This is a genomic window from Zobellia alginiliquefaciens, assembly GCF_029323795.1.
GTDB classification, from domain to species: Bacteria; Bacteroidota; Bacteroidia; order Flavobacteriales; family Flavobacteriaceae; genus Zobellia; species Zobellia alginiliquefaciens.
The window spans coordinates 1,289,723-1,307,297 of the sequence record NZ_CP119758.1 but is presented as its reverse complement, the minus strand read 5'-3'; the positions used below and the strand labels follow the sequence as shown (position 1 = coordinate 1,307,297).

Here is a 17,575-nt window from a genome sequence, read left to right as displayed (position 1 = left end):
GATTGTGCTGCAAATAATAGCCATGGTCGGTCTTTTTTCAAAATAGCATTCAATTTTTCTTGTTTTTTGAAAGGATTCGGTTAAATGTTTGTTATTCAGTAGGTAAACATGATAATTGTCATATTACTTCTTAGCTCTGGTAGGTATATTTATTTCATAGGACAAGAAATATGGAATACTTGTTCAAATAATTAAAACATTAGGAGATGGAAAATGAAACAAGAAGTATGACCCAGGATGATTGTATAAAGTTTTTAAGTAACCATTGTATAGGTCACTTGGCCTATATTGCGGGTAAAAGTCCCTTTATTGTTCCGGTGACCTATTACTATGATAAAGAGAATAAATGTCTTATCAGTTACTCGGGAGAAGGACATAAAGTTGAGTCAATGCGAAGGTATTCAGAAGTGGCACTTCAGGTTGAAGAAGTGACAGCAATTCATAACTGGCGTTCGGTAATGGTCAACGGTACGTTTGAAGAACTTAAAGGAGCTACGGCCAAAAAATATCTGCACACCTTTGCGAATGGAGTTCAAGACTTTTTAAAGCGTGTGGAGGGGGCAAAGGTTGATTATATCAAAGACTTTTCAAGTAAAATGGAGTCTGAAACTGCACCTGTGGTATATTGTATTCACATATCGGATATAATAGGAAAATATAGGGTTACAGATGAAGAGGTAGATGTTATTCCCTTGCACGGTGCTGATACATTTGGATAAAAAGCATAGTACTCATTTTTTGGGCTCTGTTCTTGGCAATCCAAGCCCTTTCACCTTCAAAAAATTCATCTAAGGTGGCAAACCAGTGATTCAACCAGATTCCGAAATGTTCGGAAGTTATGGTGCCATTGGTTTTGTCGTCTACTTCTTGATGGGCGGTAACGGGGTTGCCATTGTATTTGCGCTGTAGAAAAAGTTGGGTTTCCCAGAAATCAGTTAGTAATTTCAAATGCGAAGGCCAGTCGGTAACAATTCCATTGAAAATAGGCCCTAAGGTTTCATCTTTCCGTATTTTCCCATAGAAGGTTTCAACCAGTAGTTGTACATCGTCTCGGGTTTTAATTTCCTTTTTCTCCATCGTATCAAAAATAGACTATTAGCCTTAGTTCTTAAAGCGTTCGTAAGTTTTGCCTACATCTAACTGAAACCTAGGGCGAAGTACAATTTCGTTGGGTAATGTTTTCATGGTAAAGATTTGATATAACGTTTAGTTATGGCATTCCATAGCACTTGAAGCTAACTCGGTAAGAGGAGCTGGTGATACATACGGAATACCCAGACCGAGGCCTCTCAATATAAAAAGCAAACCAATGACAGCCACAAAAAGGGGAATGGCCTTTTGCACTTTTTGGCGTAGGCCGCCTTTTAATAAACCGCTAAAATAGATTGCCGTTGTCATTAGTGGAATAGTGCCTAGCCCAAACAACATCATATAAAGGCTACCTTGTATAGCATTTCCCATGGCTATAGCACCAAAAAGTGCCATGTAGACCAATCCGCAAGGTAGAAATCCGTTGAGGAACCCTATGGTTAAAAAGGTGTCCGGTGATTTTTTTTTGAGTTCTTTACCTAGTTGATTTTTTACTTTTGATATGACTTTGTATATGGGTTTTGATAAATTGTATTGGTTAAAGGTTTTATAGGGAATCAAGACAATCAAAATCATTAGAATGCCAATGAAAATAGAGAGTTTCTGTTGCGCACCAAAAATAGAGAGCCCCTTACCTACAAACCCAAAAATTAAACCTATGATTCCGTAGGCCAACAAGCGTCCAAAGTGATAAATAAATATTTGACCGAATTTCTTATAGTTATTTGTTCTATCTACCGGAAGCATAAAGGCAATGGGCCCACACATACCCACGCAATGCAAGCTTCCCATAAGGCCTAATATGAGTGCAGATAGAATCATTTTTTCATTAAAAGGTTATACTCTCTTTGTATTGAAAATCCTTTCCTTGGTGTTTCCAAGTAACTTTTATATCCCAGCGACCATCCAACAAGCGTTTGTCAGGTATGAGCAAATGTGAATTGGACAGACTAATGGGTAAGTCAAAATCCAAGTGCTTATTGGACGGTCTGTAAAGGGATACAATACCGGATACTGTAGTGTTTGAATATGTTTCAGGAAATATCACCAACAATCCGTCAGCGGTTTTTTCCAATTGAATTTGTTCATGGGAGTCAATGGCATTTTGCTCCGCATCTATTTCTTTCTGGTAACCCAGTTCTGCCTTATAATACTCTTCGGTGACCAAATCATGATTGGCATTATGGCTGGTAGTCATCTTGACCACAAAAAACATGATAAAACTGATAAATGCGATGATAGCTATGACGATACCTGTACCCCAATTTATTTTCATGACTTTTTATTTTAATTTTATTTGTAACTACGTGGAGCTAAAAAGCGGGCCGTAGTGGTCTCTATTAATTTATCATTGCTGTACACCCCAATTTTCAGGTTATTTTTATCGCCACTCAAGGCAGATGCATTAATTTCTATGAACAAAGTGCCTTCAGCCAGAGCTTCGGGTTGCACATCAAAATTTTCATGGCGTACCAGTTTTATTTCCCCTTTGGGGGATAATAATTTGAAGTGAACATCTTCTACGGTTTTTGTGGTTTTATTCAATAGCTTGTACGTGTATACATTGCTAATTATGTTTCCTTCTTTGTGCTCGTAGAGCTGCCCTGGTAACCTTAGAATATTTGCTTCAAGGTCATTTCTTAAGAACATCATACCAATAAGCACTCCGGTTAAAATGACAAGAACTGCGGTATACCCTTTTAAACGTGGTGTAAACTTGAATTTTTCTTTTTTGGTGATTTCATCTTCACTAGCGTAACGGATCAAACCTTTTGGTAGGTTTACTTTTTCCATAATGGTATCGCACTCATCAATACAAGCGGTACAGTTAACACATTCCAACTGTGTTCCATTTCTAATATCTATACCTGTTGGGCAAACGTTTACACACTGAAAACAATCAATACAATCCCCATGGCCTAAAGCCTCACGGTCTTCATTCTTACGCCATTTTTTTCGGCCGTTTTCGGCTTCACCACGTTTATGGTCATAGGCAACTACAATCGATTTATTATCAAGTAAAACCCCTTGCATACGACCGTAAGGGCAGGCAATAATGCATACCTGTTCTCTAAACCATGCAAAAACAAAATAGAATACCGCAGTAAATATAAGTAGCGACACCATGGTGCTTATGTGCTGTGCCGGTCCGTCCGTGATATATTGAATAAGACGGTCGCTGCCGATTAAGTACGCAAGAAAAACATTGGCTATAATAAATGATATGATGAAAAAAATGAACCATTTTAGTACCCGTTTTCTAATTTTCTCGGCATTCCATTCTTGCCGGTCCAATCGCATTTGGGCGCCACGGTCACCATCTATCCAATATTCTATCCTACGAAAAACCATTTCCATAAAGATGGTCTGTGGACACATCCATCCGCAGAAAATACGTCCAAAAGCAACGGTAAATAAGGCAATGAAAACTACCCCAATGATCATAGAGATCACAAATAGGTGGAAATCTTGCGGGTAAAATGGAAAACCAAAGATGTTGAAACGTCTTTCCAACACATTGAACATTAAAAACTGATTGCCGTTTATTTTGATAAAAGGCGATAAAATCAGGAACGCCAAGAGTACATAGCTAACATGTTTACGGTATTTGTAAAATTTGCCGCTAGGTTTTTTAGGATATACCCAGGCCCGTTTTCCATCTTCTTTAATGGTGCCGATGGAATCCCTAAAGTTATCTTGATCTTGTGCCATTTTAATTCTATTTATCGGCTAGTGAAGGATTTCCTTCGCTCAATTCAGTTCATGGAAACGGATGTAGAGTCTATCTCCTGTTCAATATGGGTTTCAAGGGCCGGAGCAGATTGTTCCGGAGCATTGGGGTCAACCCAAATATCGCCTTCTGGCGCTTTCGGATTAGCGGGTGTAGTGCCTTGAAAACTTAGTACATAACTCGCTACCTGTGCAATCTCGGCAGGTTTTAAGTTTTGTTTCCAGGCAATCATACCTTTACCGTCACGACCACCTTCAGAAATCGTATGAAAAACATTTTTGATACCTCCACCTAGAATCCAGTTTTGGTCGGTAAGGTTAGGACCAATACCACCGCCACCGTCTGCCATATGACAAGCCACACAATTGCTCTCAAATATGACTTTACCGGCACTAATATCCGATGCATCGGTAAGCAGTTCTACCGTATTGGCATCAACAAGACCTTTGGCAGTTTTCTTGTATTCTTCAATCTCAATCTGAGCAGCAGCTACTTCTTGCTCATATTCTTCGTCTTGGGTATAGTCATTAAATACGTGAAAACGTAATAGGTAAACTACACCAAAAACAATGGATGCATAGAAAAGATATACCCACCACGGCGGCAAATTGTTATCCAGTTCGCGTATGCCGTCATAATTATGGTCAAGGATGATTTCGCTTTCTTCTTCAATGGGTTTGGAGCCAAGCATTTTTTGATACATTCTTTCTCCCCATTTCCATTCAAATGTTTTGTTCTTTTTTTCCAGGTAACGCTCTTTCCCTTCTTTTGATAAGGTTTGGAACATAACGGTTTCAATAGCTCTGGTAATTATTGCAATGATAATGAGCAGAAACAATATGAACACAAGAAATACCTGTACCATTGGGTACTTTATAAAGGCTGGCAACTCTCCCGAGTCAACGAAGAACTCCGTTAAACCGAATATTAAAAAGAAAATCAGCGGTATTTTAATCCACCAGGTTGATGTATTTTTCATAGGTCTAGGTTTTGTTGGTTATCTTCTTCCAAAGGCAATTCACTAACTTCTTTTATATAAGATTTTGATGCCGTAATTACCCACCAGAACAGCAATGTGAAGAACACAAAAAAGATGAGTAATGATATCATGGGGTAGGTTGCTACACCATCTATAGTTTCCATGTAACCTTTTACAAATTTGAACATGATGTTTAGTTTTTGTTATCTGATAATAGTTCACCTGTTTCCTTTACCTTAATGTCTGTTCCCAAACGTTGTAGATATGCAATTAAGGATACAATTTCTCGGTCTCTCATTTCTACGAACTCTTCGCCGTTTTCTGCTGCATACGTTTTATCAGCTTCATAGTTTTTTGCAAAGTCCGGATCGGTATACAAGTTTTTCTCAATTTGCTCGGCTTGTGCATCCATGGAGGCTTCGGCATTTGCAATATCTTCATCTGTGTACGGTACACCAAGGGTAACCATTGCTTCCATTTTTGCCTGAATATCGCTTCTGTCGTGCTCATCTCTTATTAACCAAGCATAGGCTGGCATTATGGACCCTGAAGAAGTACTCTGTGGATCGTACATATGGTTCAAATGCCAGTTATCGGAATATTTACCACCAACCCTCAATAAATCTGGACCGGTACGTTTACTACCCCAAAGGAACGGGTGGTCATAAACAAATTCACCAGCTTTGGCATATTCGCCATAACGTTCTACCTCACTTCTAAACGGACGCACCATTTGTGAGTGACAGCTAACACAACCTTCTCTAATGTACAGGTCACGACCTTCTAGTTCTAAAGGTGTATAGGGTTTTACACTGGTAATTGTTGGTATATTCGATTTTACCAAAATTGTCGGTACAATCTGTATGATGCCACCAATCAAAATAGCTACAGTAGCTAAAATTGTTAGTTGAATAGGCTTGCGCTCTAACCACGTATGGAAAGTTTCACCAGCTGTTCTATGTTTTGAAACACGAGTAAGTGCTGTAGCTTCGGCCAATTCATCTTCTATTACACTACCATATTTTACGGTGCGCACTACGTTATAAATCATAACACAAGCCCCAATAATATAAAGACTACCACCAATGGCACGCATCCAATACATAGGCATAATCTCTACTACGGTCTCTAGAAAGTTACCGTAAACCAGTGTGCCGTCCGGGTTGAATTCTTTCCACATTAATGCTTGTGTAAAACCGGCAACGTACATAGGTAATGCATATAGAATGATACCTAGGGTTCCAATCCAAAAATGAAAGTTCGCCAATGGCGTGGAGAACAATTTGTTCTTGGTCATTTTAGGAACCAACCAATAGATCATACCAAAGGTCAAGAATCCGTTCCAAGCTAAGGCGCCTACGTGTACGTGGGCAATAATCCAGTCACTAAAATGGGCTATGGCATTTACGTTTTTAAGCGAAAGCATTGGACCTTCAAAAGTTGCCATACCATAACCGGTGATAGCGACTACCATAAACTTTAAAACAGGATCGGTACGTACTTTATCCCAAGCACCACGTAAAGTTAATAGTCCGTTGATCATACCACCCCAAGAAGGAGCTAATAACATGATAGAAAATGCAACACCTAAGTTCTGTGCCCAATCAGGCAGGGCAGAATATAGTAGGTGGTGAGGTCCTGCCCATATATAGATAAATATTAATGACCAGAAGTGAACAATAGATAGTCTATAGGAGTAAACAGGTCTGTTGGCCGCTTTGGGTACAAAATAATACATAAGCCCCAAGAAAGGAGTAGTCAAGAAAAATGCTACCGCATTATGACCGTACCACCATTGCACCAATGCATCTTGAACACCTGCATACACAGAATAACTTTTTAAACCAGTTACAGGTAATTCCAAACTATTGAAAATATGAAGTACCGCTACGGTGACAAATGTTGCCAAATAAAACCAGATAGCCACATAAAGATGTCGTTGTCTTCTTTTGATCATGGTACCGATTAGGTTTACACCAAATGCGACCCAAACTAAAGCAATGGCGATATCTATAGGCCATTCAAGTTCAGCGTATTCCTTAGAACTGGTATACCCTAACGGTAAGGTAATTGCAGCGGCAACAATAATTGCCTGCCAGCCCCAAAAGTTGAATTTGCTTAGAAAATCACTATACATTCGCGCTTTTAACAAACGTTGTGTAGAGTAATAGACTCCCGCGTAAATAGCATTTCCTACAAATGCAAAAATTACCGCGTTGGTATGCAACGGACGTAATCGACCAAAACTTAACCATGATATACCATCGGTCAAATTGGGGAACATGAACATAAAGGCTAACAATAAGCCCACGGACATACCCACAATACCCCAAAACATAGTTGCATAGAGGAAATTTTTCACGATTTTGTTATCGTAATAAAACTGCTGTACTTCCATAATTATACTTGTTTATTTAGTTGGATTTTCTTTTTGTAAAAGGAGAACAGAGAAAGAAATTAGAGAATAGACTCTTGATGCCTTTGCTAATGTTCAACACGTTTTATTATTAATTTGTTTTAGTACTTTTTAAAGGCTTGTATGTTCAATTAGTTTGAAATATTTTACTAATTACTCTTTTCATCCTTGGTAGACTTCACGAGTTCATCCTCAAAAAGCATACGCACAGAGGGTGTATATGAATCATCGTACTGACCACTTCTGACCGAAATAATAAATGCTATGAAAAACAAGACTGCAACAAAAATGCTGATAGCCAATAACACATAAATAACACTCATACCTACCTGAATTATGGTGTAAAACTACGGTGCGGTTATGCTATTAAATATGACTTATATCAGGTTTTGGAGAATAGCTAAAAATTCTAGGATTTTAGAATGTAGTTATTTGATAATCAAATATGTGAGAAATGGTGTTTGTTTAAAAAAAGAACAGTTTATACTTTTTTTGTATTCTGATAAATTGAGATCAACGCAGCAATTATAATCAAGTTTTTGATAACGTACTGGCCCAGCAGAGTAGGGGCGAACGGACTGCTAGTAAAAGAAATTTCGCTTAAAAGCAATAAGGAGGTAAAGGTGCAAACCATGTGGGCAAGAGTTACGATTACGGTTTGTTTTCTGTACATATCAAAAAGAAGAAAAATCCCGATTCCTACTTCTAAAACAGCTAAGAGAATGATAGCCGTTTCTCTTGGAATAAGCCCCAAAGATAAAACACGAATGGTGTCTTTGGCCATTTCTTCTGCCGGACTAACATCACTTAAGAACTTTAAACTTCCGAACCATAGATAAACAATACCTATTGAAAATTGAAGAAAGGAAATTTTCCTAAAATGAGTAAAAAGGCGGGCTGTTTTTAAAGCTGGCATGAAGGGTTGTAGTCTGGTTGAGTTGGTTGTTGTACTTGCAAACCTAACTTTTTCTAGCGTTTAGTACGACTTTTTTAACACTTGTAAGAATAGTCCTTATCCTAAAATTTATTGTAGTTTCTTGCCAATAAAATTAGTTGAAATAGTAGCGAATGCTACTACACTTATAGAGCTTAATGGCATTAAAATAGCTGCTATTACCGGTTCAAGTTGCCCGGTGGTTGCAAAATAAAGACCAATAAGGTTGTAAGTCAATGATAAGATAAAACACAGTTTTATGACTTGCATTGCTTTTTTTGATGCGTCTATATAGCGTGTTAATTGCTGGAATTTTGACGCATCCATGATACCATCGCTAGCAGGGGAAAATACATTTATATTTTCTGATATGGCTAAGCCTACTTCTGCTTGCGCTAACGCACCGGCATCGTTAAGTCCATCACCTACCATTAGTACTTTCTTGCCCTTTTCTTGCAAGCCCTTTATAAATTCAAGTTTGTTTTGTGGCTTTTGATTAAAATATAAAGGGGTTAATGGCGGCAATAATTTTTCTAAACGTTGCTTTTCGCCTTCATTGTCTCCCGATAAGACAGCCACGTCAAAATCTTTGGTCAATTCTAAAAAGACTTCGGAGACTCCCTGGCGATACTCATTATGAAAGACGTATTTGCCTTTGTAAGATGCATTACTGCTAATATGGACCGACGTGTTCATGGCATCAGTGGTTTGTTGCCTGCCAACAAAAGATGCAGACCCCACTTTTATGTGGTGATTGTCTTTGGTTCCTTCAACACCTTTGCCAATATGTTCTTCATATTCATCTAAGGTGATAATATTTTGTTCTGCCAAGAGATTATATAATGTTCTGCTCAGTGGATGGTTGGAGCCGCGTAGGGTGTTTTTTAAGAGAGAAGCTTCAGCTTTGGTCAGAGGCATGCCTTCGTAAGTGGCTGTACTTTTTTTAGCAGTTGTAATGGTTCCTGTTTTATCAAAAATGGCGGTATTAATTTGCGCCAATTGCTCTATAGTTCGGGTGTCTTTTAGGTAAAATTTCTTTCGCCCAAATATTCGGAGCATATTGCCTAGCGTAAAAGGTGATGCCAATGCAATGGCACACGGACACGCAATTATTAAAACGGCAGTAAACACATTCATAGCTTTGCTAGGGTCATAATACAACCAAAATGCTGCCGATAAAAAAGCAATGGAAAGTACCGCAATGGTAAACCTCCGACCAATACTATCGGTCAAGGTTTGAAATTTACTGCCTTTGTCTTCTTGGAAAACGCTGTTTCCCCATAATTGGGTAAGGTAACTTTGCGAAACCGATTTTAAAGCTTCCATTTCAATTGCGCCCTGTAGTTGTTTTCCTCCTGCAAATACTTTGTCACCAGATTCTTTTTTTACAGGTTCGGATTCACCGGTTACAAAACTATAATCAATACGTGCTTGTCCGCTTATCAGAATACCATCAACCGGAATCAGTTCTTCATTTCTAATCAATAATCGGTCGCCCTTTTTGATGTCATGAACCTGTGTGGTTTCTTCTTTGCCACTTTTTGATATACGGGTTATGGCAATTGGGAAATACGATTTATAATCACGTTCAAATGAAAGAAAAGAATAGGTTTTTTGCTGGAAGAACTTTCCTAGGAGCAGGAAGAATACCAAACCTGTTAAGGAGTCAAAAAATCCACTTCCCCAACCGAAAGTAATTTCAAGGGTACTACGCCCAAAAAGAACTATGATTCCCAGAGCGATGGGCACATCAATATTTAATAGTTTGCTGCGCAGCCCTTTGTAAGCCGAAATAAAATAATCTCTACCCGCATAAAGAAGAACCGGTAAGGAAAAAACAAACATGAGCCAGTGAAAGACCGGTTCGTACCTGTTAAGCCAAAATTCTCCACCGGAAGTATCACTTGATGACAAATCAAAATAGTCCGGGAAAGATAGAAACATGACGTTACCAAATGCAAAACCGGCCACTCCAAGTTTATAGATCAAGCTACGATCTACACTTTTCTTTTTGTTATCAAAGTCATCTAATGAAATAGTGGGTTCATAGCCTATTCTTGCCAAAAGAATAACTACTTCTTTTAAAGAAATACCGGAGCTATTATAGGTTATTCTAACTGTCTTTTTAGGGAAGTCAACCTGACCGTTTTTTATGGACGGATTCAGTTTGTTTAGGTTTTCAAGTATCCAAATACAAGAGCTACAATGAATATGTGGTATGGAGAGGTTTATAATTTGTAAGTCGCCATCATTGAACTCAATAAGGCGTTCGGCAATTGGTGTTGAATCTAAAAAATCGTATCTTCCATCAACTGTTTTTGGTGTCGCACCAGCAGCTGATTGTAAATCGTAATAATAGTCTAGGTCATTGCCCATAAAAATCTCATAAACGGTTTTACAACCATTACAACAGAAATTTTTGTCGTCTAAAACTATGGTTTTAGTGCCGCAGTCATCACCGCAATGAAAACAATTGTTAGAGTTCATTTTTTACATTTGCTAATACCTTGTACAAAGGTGCAAGTTGTGTGTATTTAAAAACATGACAATTGTCAGGTTTTGTGTAGTTTATGAGCGGTACCTTTGTAGTGTCAGGTATAAATATAGAGTTATGAATAGTAGATGTGAAAATTGTATAATACGGCAATTCAACTCGTTACGGGCCATGAGCAAGGAAGAATTGAAAAAAGTATCTGATTCTAAAATCTCTAAATCACTTAAAAAAGGTGAGGCTCTTTTCCAAGAAGGAGAAAAGCTGGACGGTGTTTTTTGTGTTCGGGATGGTGTCTCTAAATTATCTAAGCTAAGCGCAAATGGTAAAGACCAGATTGTAAAATTGGCAAGTAAAGGAGAAGTTATGGGTCAACGTGCGGTTATTGCTGAAGAATCTACAAATCTAAGCGCCATAGCTGTTAGTGATATGGAGGTTTGTTTTATTCCCAAAGAGGTGATTTCAAACACACTGGAATCCAATCCTAATTTTACAGTTGAAGTTTTAAGGCATATGGCACATGACTTAAAGGAGGCAGACGATGTTATCGTAAATATGTCCCAAAAAACGGTAAAACAACGTATGGCCGAAGCCTTTTTATACCTTAAAAAGAATTACGGCGAAGATAATGAGGGTTTTTTAACGCTGACCTTATCAAGAGAGGATTACTCTAACGTAGTAGGAACGGCAACTGAGTCGTGTATACGCATCATTTCCGAATTCAAGAAAAAAGGATTGATCAAAACTTCCGGAAAGAGAATTGGTGTTGCGGACGAACGAAAACTGTTAGACCTTGTTGAAGGCTTTTAGAAGCCCTCTTTCCAAAAACTGATATATATCATAGTTTGCCCATAGGTTTGGTTCTACTTTTACCCTTGAAGATTTCAATAAAAAAGTAGATGAAGAATATATTATTGCCTACCGATTTTTCAGAAAATGCGTGGAACGCCGCCCGTTATGCACTAGAACTTTTTAAGGACGAAACCTGTACTTTTTTCGTATTAAACACATACACGCCTCACATTGCACATAGTAGGTTTATGGCAGCAAATGTGGCTTCCGGAATGATAGAAGACGCCGCAAGAAACCAATCGGAAGAAGGTCTTGCCAATTTCATTTCACGAATTCATGTAGAGCGCAAAAACCCAAAACATACATTTACCGCCATATCTTCTTTTGCCTTGCTCGTAGATGAGGTTAGGGAGGTTGTTGATGACTATGGAATAGACTTAGTTATTGCAGGAACTAAAGGAGCATCAGGACTGGAAGAGGTTTTTATGGGAAGCAATGCCGTTCGTATTATAAAAGCTGTAAAGAGATGTCCGGTGCTGGCCGTTCCTCAGAATTTTAAATTTGAGACCCCGGATGAAATTGCTTTCGCTACGGATTTTAATCGGTTTTATACAGAATCAGAGTTAAAGCCGTTGCTAGATATGGCCCTTACATTTAATGCAGTTATTAGAATAGTTCACGTACAGCATACCATTACAGCATTAACAGAATTGCAAAAGTTTAATTTGGGTATGTTGAGGAAATATCTAAAAGAAGTAGAGCATTATGTGCATACGGTTTCTGAATTAAATTCAATTTCTAAAACATTGGAGGTTTTTAGTAATGAACTAGATATTCATTTATTGGCCATGTTACATTACCAACATAGCTATATGGAAAATTTAACCCGGGAGCTTGTTGTGAAGCGTGTAGCTTTTCATACACAGATTCCTTTATTGGTGATACCGGAATTAGGTATGGCCGGATCTTCAAAAAATAAAAAGGAACACAGTGCTTTTATGGCTGAATAAACTAGTCGCAACCTTAAATAAACAGATATGACCCAAGATTTTTTATTGCGGCATAATTATATGTTATATTTCTAAAGATAAAAAAGATACTGTGTTGGTTCTTCTTAATTTTGTAAAAAAATTAAGCCATGAATCTCCCAAATACAGGACAGAAAAGATTAGTGATAATTGGTGGCGGCTTCGCTGGAATATCACTAGCTAAAAAACTCAGTGAAATAGATTTGCAAATTGTTTTACTGGATAGGCATAATTACCATACTTTTCAACCTTTACTATATCAAGTTTCTACAAGTGGTCTAGAGCCAGATTCCATAGCATATCCTATCCGGAAGGTATTGAAGCACCTCGAAAATTTATACTTTAGGATGGCTGCGGTGGAAAGAATAGATCCGGAACAACAATTTATTTTTACCAATACCGGAAACTTGCATTATGATTATTTGGTCATGGCTACCGGTACGAAAACTAATTTTTTTGGTAATCCGAATATTGCGCGGCATGCCATGCCAATGAAGACGGTACCGCAGGCATTGAATATTCGTAGCCTAATGCTTCAAAATTTTGAAAAGGCCGATGATTGTCAAGACCCTATAGAGCGCAAAGCATTGCTTAATTTCTGTATAATCGGAGCAGGACCTACGGGAGTGGAACTGGCAGGTGCTTTCGCTGAGCTGAAGAACAACGTTTTTCCTAAAGACTACAAACATCTGAATATAGATGAAATGGAAATTAATCTGTTTGAAGGAGGAGCACGTGTATTATCGCCAATGAGTGAAAACGCCTCAAAAAAAGCGGCGGAGTTTCTTGAGAATTTGGGGGTGCGCATCCATCTTAAAACATTGGCTAGCGATTATGATGGTGAGACCGTGACATTAAAAGACGGAACCAAAATAAGGAGTAAAAATTTTATTTGGACAGCCGGTGTTACCGGAGCTTCCATAGAAGGTTTTGATAACCATATTCTAGTGGAGCGTTTGAACAGGTATAAGGTAAATCGATACAACCAAGTAGAAGGTTTTGAGAACATTTTTGCCATTGGAGATATTGCTTATATGGAAACTGAGGATTTTCCCCTAGGGCATCCACAGGTGGCACAACCTGCAATTCAACAAGGGGAATTATTGGCCGATAACCTTGAAAAACTGGTAGAGGGAAAAGATATGAAACCTTTTAAATACGTTGATAAAGGAACCATGGCTACCATAGGAAGGAATAAAGCGGTGGCCGATATCAAAAAATTAAGGTTTGGAGGCTTTTTTGCATGGTTCATTTGGATGTTCGTACATCTAATGGCACTCGTTGGCTTTAGGAACAAGGTAGTAGTATTTTTCAATTGGGCCTATAACTACATCAATTATGACAAAGCCGCTAGGCTTATTATGAGACCGTTTAAGCCAAAGGCAGAGATTACTGGCAAGAATACGGATTAATTCAAATGCTTTAGTATCTTTGCGGTGTTGTGTTGTGACCCAGAACCTGGATAGGTTTGGGCCAATGAAAGGCTTTCCATGTTGGAAGGCTTTTTTTTATTGCCGCTTGCTCCAATAAGCTCAAATGTCTTAGGGCAATAGGTATTCAAGGAGTTTTGAGCAGGTGTCTCAGAACCAATCTCTCCTAGGAATAAATTATAGATTAGATTTTTTGAAGTTGACGTTCAAGTAAACTTTGTTGGCTGTGTTTTGAGGTTACCTTCTTCTGGATTGACATCCAAGCTTTTTTAGCTTTTTCCGCTTTTACCTGATAGTTGTTCTTCGTCATGGTATAGGGTTTTAGTTAGGTTTCTGTAGTTTTAGGCCACTCATTTTCATAATATTAACTACATTCCAAACTTACGGCAAATAGATTTATCTTCATCGGCGAATTACGTTATTAAAACGTTTTTTCCATTTTAAGAATTTTGTTCGGTTCAGATGATTTCATTCATTTTTAAAAAGGGTCAAATATGAGATATCGATAAAAAATCTGTAATTTTAAAGTAGATTTAGAAGAAAAATTCAATGCCACTATATCATAAGTTGGGAAATTTCCCGCAAAAGCGACATACGATTTTCAAAAAGGAGGATGGGAGTTTACATTACGAACAACTTTTTGGAACCATAGGATTTGACGGCATGTCATCTTTGCTTTATCATTTGCACAGGCCAACGCAAGTAAAAGAAGTGGGTAAAGTGTTGGATGTATCCCCTAGGGCTGCGGTGGAGTATAATATAAAATCTAGATTGCTCAAAGGTTTTCAGGTGGCTCCGGAAGATGACTATTTACAGAGTAGGAAAACGGTACTTTTTAATAGTGACGTGCATGTGGGGCTTGCTGCTCCCAAAAAATCGCTTACTGAATATTTTTATAAGAATACAGATGCAGATGAGCTTTTGTTCGTTCATAAGGGTTCAGGTACTTTAAAGACTTTTTTAGGTGAAATTCCTTTTGAGTATGGAGATTATTTGGTGATTCCCAGAGGGATGATCTATCAAATAGAATTTGATACCGAGGACAATCGTTTATTGATAACCGAAAGCTATCATCCTATTTATACCCCGAAACGCTACCGCAATTGGTTTGGTCAACATTTGGAGCATTCCCCTTTTTGTGAGCGCGATTTTAAGCTGCCTCAAAATTTACGTACGTTTGATGAAAAAGGTGAGTTTTTAATTAAAGTGAAGAAGCAAGGACAATTGCACCATATGATTTATGCTACGCATCCTTTTGATGTTGTGGGATGGGACGGTTATAATTTTCCGTACGGGTTTTCCATACATAATTTTGAACCTATTACCGGACGCGTACACCAACCGCCACCAGTACACCAGACATTTGAGACCAGCGCTTTTGTAGTGTGCTCGTTCTGCCCCAGGTTGTATGATTATCACCCGCAGTCAATTCCCGCGCCTTACAATCATTCCAATATAGATTCTGATGAGGTTCTATATTATGTGGATGGTGATTTTATGAGTCGAAAAGGTATAGATGAAGGTTATATTTCCTTACATCCGGCAGGTATTCCACATGGGCCACACCCAGGAACCTATGAAGCCAGTATTGGCAAAAGTAAGACCGAAGAGCTTGCGGTTATGATAGATACGTTCAAGCCATTAAAACTAACCCAACAGGCCATGGATATAGATGATGGTAAGTATTATAAAAGTTGGTTGGAGTAGCACCTATAACGGGTCTGTTATCTTTTTGCTAAAGTCCATGCTTAGCTTTCGCTTTTTGGATACTTTTGAAATAGAAAAAAGAGATAAGTGATATTAGATTTAATTAAAAATAGACGTTCTGTCTTTCCGGCACAGTACAATGATAAGCCCATAGCAAAGGCCGATATTGAAAAAATTTTGGAAGCGGCCAATTGGGCCCCAACGCATAAGAAAACGGAACCTTGGCGATTTCGCGTACTACAAGGCGAATCTCAAGAGAAATTAGGGCTTTTCCTTTCTTTAAAATATTTGGAAAATGACCCGAATCCAAAAGAGTTCAAAGCTAAAAAACTGATTGATAATCCAAAGCGTGCAGGGGCTATCATTGCTATTTGTATGCAAAGAGACCCATCGCAAAGCGTTCCTGAATGGGAAGAAGTAGCTGCTACGGCAATGGCCGTTCAGAACATGTGGCTCTGTTGTACGGATATGGGTATAGGTTGCTATTGGAGCTCTCCGGGACTTATAAAACACATGGCAGATTTCTTTGAAATGAGTAATGGAGAAGCTTGTTTAGGATTCTTCTATATGGGCTATACGGATGAGACAATTCCAGACGGACAGCGGACTCCCATTGCGGATAAAGTAGTTTGGATGGACTAGCCAATGTGCTAGTTCTTATTCTATTTTATAGGTGAAAGTGTTTCCGCCTTGTTTGAGAAACATGGTTTTGTTTTCAGGTTCAAACTCAAGACGAATGCCTGCTCGGTAAAATTCAAAAGCGTGTTTCTCTACAGCTTCCAATGGAAATGAAGATTGACCAGTGGCTTGTGCCATAAGGGTGCCGTCGTTTTGAGTAATCGTAACCTTAAGTTTTTTCTGCTTACTAGCATATGTGCCAAGGTATTGTTCCAGGTCTTTTGGTGTGACTGTGACCGTATTGAAATTAGGTAGACGGAAAGATTTGCCGTAGTACGCGGCCAAAACCGCAATAAGAATATCATTGTTGCCATAACGGCTACCGTTTGATGTAATTGCAACTGATATATCGTCCTTGGGAAAACACGCCAGTTGAGACGTAAAGCCATCAATGCCACCATTATGTCCAAATCCCTTTTTGTCAAAATAAGGCATCTCAAACGAGCCCATACCATAGCCTTCGGTGAATGTGGTCATTTGCTTTAAGCTGTTTTTGGAAATTAACCGACCTTCATAGAGAGCAGTCGTAAAGGTATTGAGGTCGGTTGGTGTACTCACGATAGCTCCGGCTCCTAAAGGAATGGACATGTTGGTTTCAAACGCTTTGTTCCAATGGGAATCGTAATTGTATGAAAACGCTTCATTGTTGGCTGGTACAATGCTAGCGCCAACATAGGTGTTCGTCAAATCCAACGGATTGCTAATTCTATTTTTGATTAAATCGGTATAATTTTCTTTGAAGACATCTTCCAATAGAAAAGTCAACAATAGATAGTTGGAGTTACTGTATTGCGCTTTGCTATTGGGTTCAAAAACACTACCACTTTGTTCTATCAATTCTAGAAGTTGTTCCCTTGTTTTCGGTTGTGTATTCCATAAAAGATAATCGGGTCTACTTGTTACGTTGGCAATACCGCTTCGGTGGTTGAGTAAATTGCCAATAGTAATTTTTCGGGCATTTTTGAGGGACGGGAAAAATGTGTCGATGGTTTGTTCTAATTCTATTTTGCCATCTTCAATAGCCATAAACGTAAGTACAGCGGTAAACATTTTGGTAATAGAACCTACTCTAAACTTAGTCCTAATATTTGTCTTTTGTTCATTTTCAACATCGGTGTAACCTATCGCTTTGTTATAAATAGGGTTTCCCTTATGAGAGAGGGCAACACTGCCCATAAAATAGTCATGATTATCAAGGGATGTAAAAAGGCTGTCTATTTTTGTGGTGTCGAATTCCTGAGAAAACACAGAAAGACTCATCAGAAGAAAGAGGACTGATGTGCATACTATTCTTTTCATG

General features: G+C 38.5%; 18 protein-coding genes. 6 read left to right on the top strand and 12 right to left on the bottom strand.

Going from position 1 to position 17,575, the window contains the following annotated elements:
• The first annotated feature begins 206 nt into the window (after nt 1–206).
• Entirely contained in the window at nt 207–719 is a 513-nt protein-coding gene (locus P0077_RS05550) for a pyridoxamine 5'-phosphate oxidase family protein (RefSeq protein WP_276168142.1), read from the top strand.
• Here the strand turns inward: P0077_RS05550 and P0077_RS05545 are convergent.
• The 10 genes from P0077_RS05545 to P0077_RS05500 form a co-directional block, all read right to left on the bottom strand.
• A complete protein-coding gene (locus tag P0077_RS05545; protein ID WP_276168141.1) occupies nt 685–1,077 on the bottom strand; it encodes a group III truncated hemoglobin in 393 nt (130 codons plus the stop codon). The two genes, P0077_RS05550 and P0077_RS05545, sit on opposite strands and share 35 nt — an antisense overlap.
• Nucleotides 1,078–1,206: 129 nt before the next feature.
• On the bottom strand, nt 1,207–1,911 hold the full coding sequence (locus tag P0077_RS05540) for a sulfite exporter TauE/SafE family protein (RefSeq protein WP_276168140.1): 705 nt from the start codon (nt 1,909–1,911) through the stop codon (nt 1,207–1,209).
• Nucleotides 1,912–1,918: 7 nt separating this feature from the next.
• Nucleotides 1,919–2,365, bottom strand: coding sequence for a FixH family protein (locus P0077_RS05535; RefSeq protein WP_276168139.1), 447 nt, complete (start codon nt 2,363–2,365; stop codon nt 1,919–1,921).
• A 17-nt stretch (nt 2,366–2,382) separates the two neighbouring features.
• The gene (gene ccoG / locus P0077_RS05530) at nt 2,383–3,801 is read right to left on the bottom strand and encodes a cytochrome c oxidase accessory protein CcoG (protein ID WP_276168138.1); all 1,419 of its coding nucleotides are present in this window, start codon (nt 3,799–3,801) and stop codon (nt 2,383–2,385) included.
• 44 nt (nt 3,802–3,845) lie between these two features.
• Nucleotides 3,846–4,799 carry a cbb3-type cytochrome c oxidase N-terminal domain-containing protein gene (locus tag P0077_RS05525; protein WP_276168137.1) on the bottom strand — a complete coding sequence of 318 codons (954 nt, stop codon included), beginning with the start codon at nt 4,797–4,799 and terminating at the stop codon, nt 3,846–3,848.
• A complete protein-coding gene (locus tag P0077_RS05520; RefSeq protein ID WP_215438600.1) occupies nt 4,796–4,987 on the bottom strand; it encodes a CcoQ/FixQ family Cbb3-type cytochrome c oxidase assembly chaperone in 192 nt (63 codons plus the stop codon). Before P0077_RS05520 ends, P0077_RS05525 begins: the two co-directional genes overlap by 4 nt.
• A gap of 5 nt (nt 4,988–4,992) precedes the next feature.
• Complete coding sequence (gene ccoN / locus P0077_RS05515; protein ID WP_276168136.1) at nt 4,993–7,197, bottom strand: cytochrome-c oxidase, cbb3-type subunit I; 2,205 nt, start codon at nt 7,195–7,197, stop codon at nt 4,993–4,995.
• A 167-nt stretch (nt 7,198–7,364) separates the two neighbouring features.
• The gene (gene ccoS / locus P0077_RS05510) at nt 7,365–7,538 is read right to left on the bottom strand and encodes a cbb3-type cytochrome oxidase assembly protein CcoS (protein ID WP_276168135.1); all 174 of its coding nucleotides are present in this window, start codon (nt 7,536–7,538) and stop codon (nt 7,365–7,367) included.
• Nucleotides 7,539–7,696: 158 nt separating this feature from the next.
• Nucleotides 7,697–8,131, bottom strand: a complete 435-nt coding sequence (locus tag P0077_RS05505) for a doxx family protein (protein ID WP_276168134.1) — start codon at nt 8,129–8,131, stop codon at nt 7,697–7,699.
• A gap of 108 nt (nt 8,132–8,239) precedes the next feature.
• Nucleotides 8,240–10,636: a heavy metal translocating P-type ATPase gene (locus tag P0077_RS05500; protein WP_276168133.1), complete on the bottom strand. Its 2,397-nt coding sequence runs from the start codon at nt 10,634–10,636 to the stop codon at nt 8,240–8,242.
• A gap of 124 nt (nt 10,637–10,760) precedes the next feature.
• On the opposite strand from P0077_RS05500, the gene P0077_RS05495 reads away from it, so the two are divergent.
• The 3 genes from P0077_RS05495 (at nt 10,761) to P0077_RS05485 (ending at nt 13,872) form a co-directional block, all read left to right on the top strand.
• Nucleotides 10,761–11,450 carry a Crp/Fnr family transcriptional regulator gene (locus P0077_RS05495; RefSeq protein ID WP_276168132.1) on the top strand — a complete coding sequence of 230 codons (690 nt, stop codon included), beginning with the start codon at nt 10,761–10,763 and terminating at the stop codon, nt 11,448–11,450.
• An 89-nt stretch (nt 11,451–11,539) separates the two neighbouring features.
• Nucleotides 11,540–12,442, top strand: coding sequence for a universal stress protein (locus P0077_RS05490; protein ID WP_276168131.1), 903 nt, complete (start codon nt 11,540–11,542; stop codon nt 12,440–12,442).
• 128 nt (nt 12,443–12,570) lie between these two features.
• Nucleotides 12,571–13,872 (top strand): NAD(P)/FAD-dependent oxidoreductase, encoded by a 1,302-nt coding sequence (locus tag P0077_RS05485; RefSeq protein ID WP_276168130.1) that lies wholly within the window; start codon nt 12,571–12,573, stop codon nt 13,870–13,872.
• A 202-nt stretch (nt 13,873–14,074) separates the two neighbouring features.
• On the opposite strand, the gene P0077_RS05480 is transcribed toward P0077_RS05485, so the two are convergent.
• Nucleotides 14,075–14,200, bottom strand: a complete 126-nt coding sequence (locus tag P0077_RS05480) for a hypothetical protein (protein ID WP_276168129.1) — start codon at nt 14,198–14,200, stop codon at nt 14,075–14,077.
• 239 nt (nt 14,201–14,439) lie between these two features.
• Here P0077_RS05480 and P0077_RS05475 point away from each other — a divergent pair, with 239 nt between their 5' ends.
• Nucleotides 14,440–15,597, top strand: a complete 1,158-nt coding sequence (locus P0077_RS05475) for a homogentisate 1,2-dioxygenase (protein ID WP_276168128.1) — start codon at nt 14,440–14,442, stop codon at nt 15,595–15,597.
• Between the two features lie 87 nt (nt 15,598–15,684).
• A complete protein-coding gene (locus P0077_RS05470) occupies nt 15,685–16,239 on the top strand; it encodes a nitroreductase family protein (protein ID WP_276168127.1) in 555 nt (184 codons plus the stop codon).
• Between the two features lie 15 nt (nt 16,240–16,254).
• Here the strand turns inward: P0077_RS05470 and P0077_RS05465 are convergent, their stop codons facing one another.
• Entirely contained in the window at nt 16,255–17,574 is a 1,320-nt protein-coding gene (locus P0077_RS05465; protein ID WP_276168126.1) for a serine hydrolase domain-containing protein, read from the bottom strand.
• Nucleotide 17,575 lies beyond the last annotated feature (1 nt).

Coding starts and splice junctions, on each gene's coding strand:
- P0077_RS05490 (WP_276168131.1), top strand. CDS start 11,540: ATGAAGAATATATTATTGCCTACCGATTTTTCAGAAAATGCGTGGAAC.
- ccoS (WP_276168135.1), bottom strand. CDS start 7,538: ATGAGTGTTATTTATGTGTTATTGGCTATCAGCATTTTTGTTGCAGTC.
- P0077_RS05520 (WP_215438600.1), bottom strand. CDS start 4,987: ATGTTCAAATTTGTAAAAGGTTACATGGAAACTATAGATGGTGTAGCA.
- P0077_RS05535 (WP_276168139.1), bottom strand. CDS start 2,365: ATGAAAATAAATTGGGGTACAGGTATCGTCATAGCTATCATCGCATTT.
- P0077_RS05475 (WP_276168128.1), top strand. CDS start 14,440: ATGCCACTATATCATAAGTTGGGAAATTTCCCGCAAAAGCGACATACG.
- P0077_RS05485 (WP_276168130.1), top strand. CDS start 12,571: ATGAATCTCCCAAATACAGGACAGAAAAGATTAGTGATAATTGGTGGC.
- P0077_RS05525 (WP_276168137.1), bottom strand. CDS start 4,799: ATGAAAAATACATCAACCTGGTGGATTAAAATACCGCTGATTTTCTTT.
- P0077_RS05495 (WP_276168132.1), top strand. CDS start 10,761: ATGAATAGTAGATGTGAAAATTGTATAATACGGCAATTCAACTCGTTA.
- P0077_RS05480 (WP_276168129.1), bottom strand. CDS start 14,200: ATGACGAAGAACAACTATCAGGTAAAAGCGGAAAAAGCTAAAAAAGCT.
- ccoG (WP_276168138.1), bottom strand. CDS start 3,801: ATGGCACAAGATCAAGATAACTTTAGGGATTCCATCGGCACCATTAAA.
- P0077_RS05550 (WP_276168142.1), top strand. CDS start 207: ATGGAAAATGAAACAAGAAGTATGACCCAGGATGATTGTATAAAGTTT.
- P0077_RS05500 (WP_276168133.1), bottom strand. CDS start 10,636: ATGAACTCTAACAATTGTTTTCATTGCGGTGATGACTGCGGCACTAAA.
- P0077_RS05505 (WP_276168134.1), bottom strand. CDS start 8,131: ATGCCAGCTTTAAAAACAGCCCGCCTTTTTACTCATTTTAGGAAAATT.
- ccoN (WP_276168136.1), bottom strand. CDS start 7,197: ATGGAAGTACAGCAGTTTTATTACGATAACAAAATCGTGAAAAATTTC.
- P0077_RS05465 (WP_276168126.1), bottom strand. CDS start 17,574: ATGAAAAGAATAGTATGCACATCAGTCCTCTTTCTTCTGATGAGTCTT.
- P0077_RS05545 (WP_276168141.1), bottom strand. CDS start 1,077: ATGGAGAAAAAGGAAATTAAAACCCGAGACGATGTACAACTACTGGTT.
- P0077_RS05540 (WP_276168140.1), bottom strand. CDS start 1,911: ATGATTCTATCTGCACTCATATTAGGCCTTATGGGAAGCTTGCATTGC.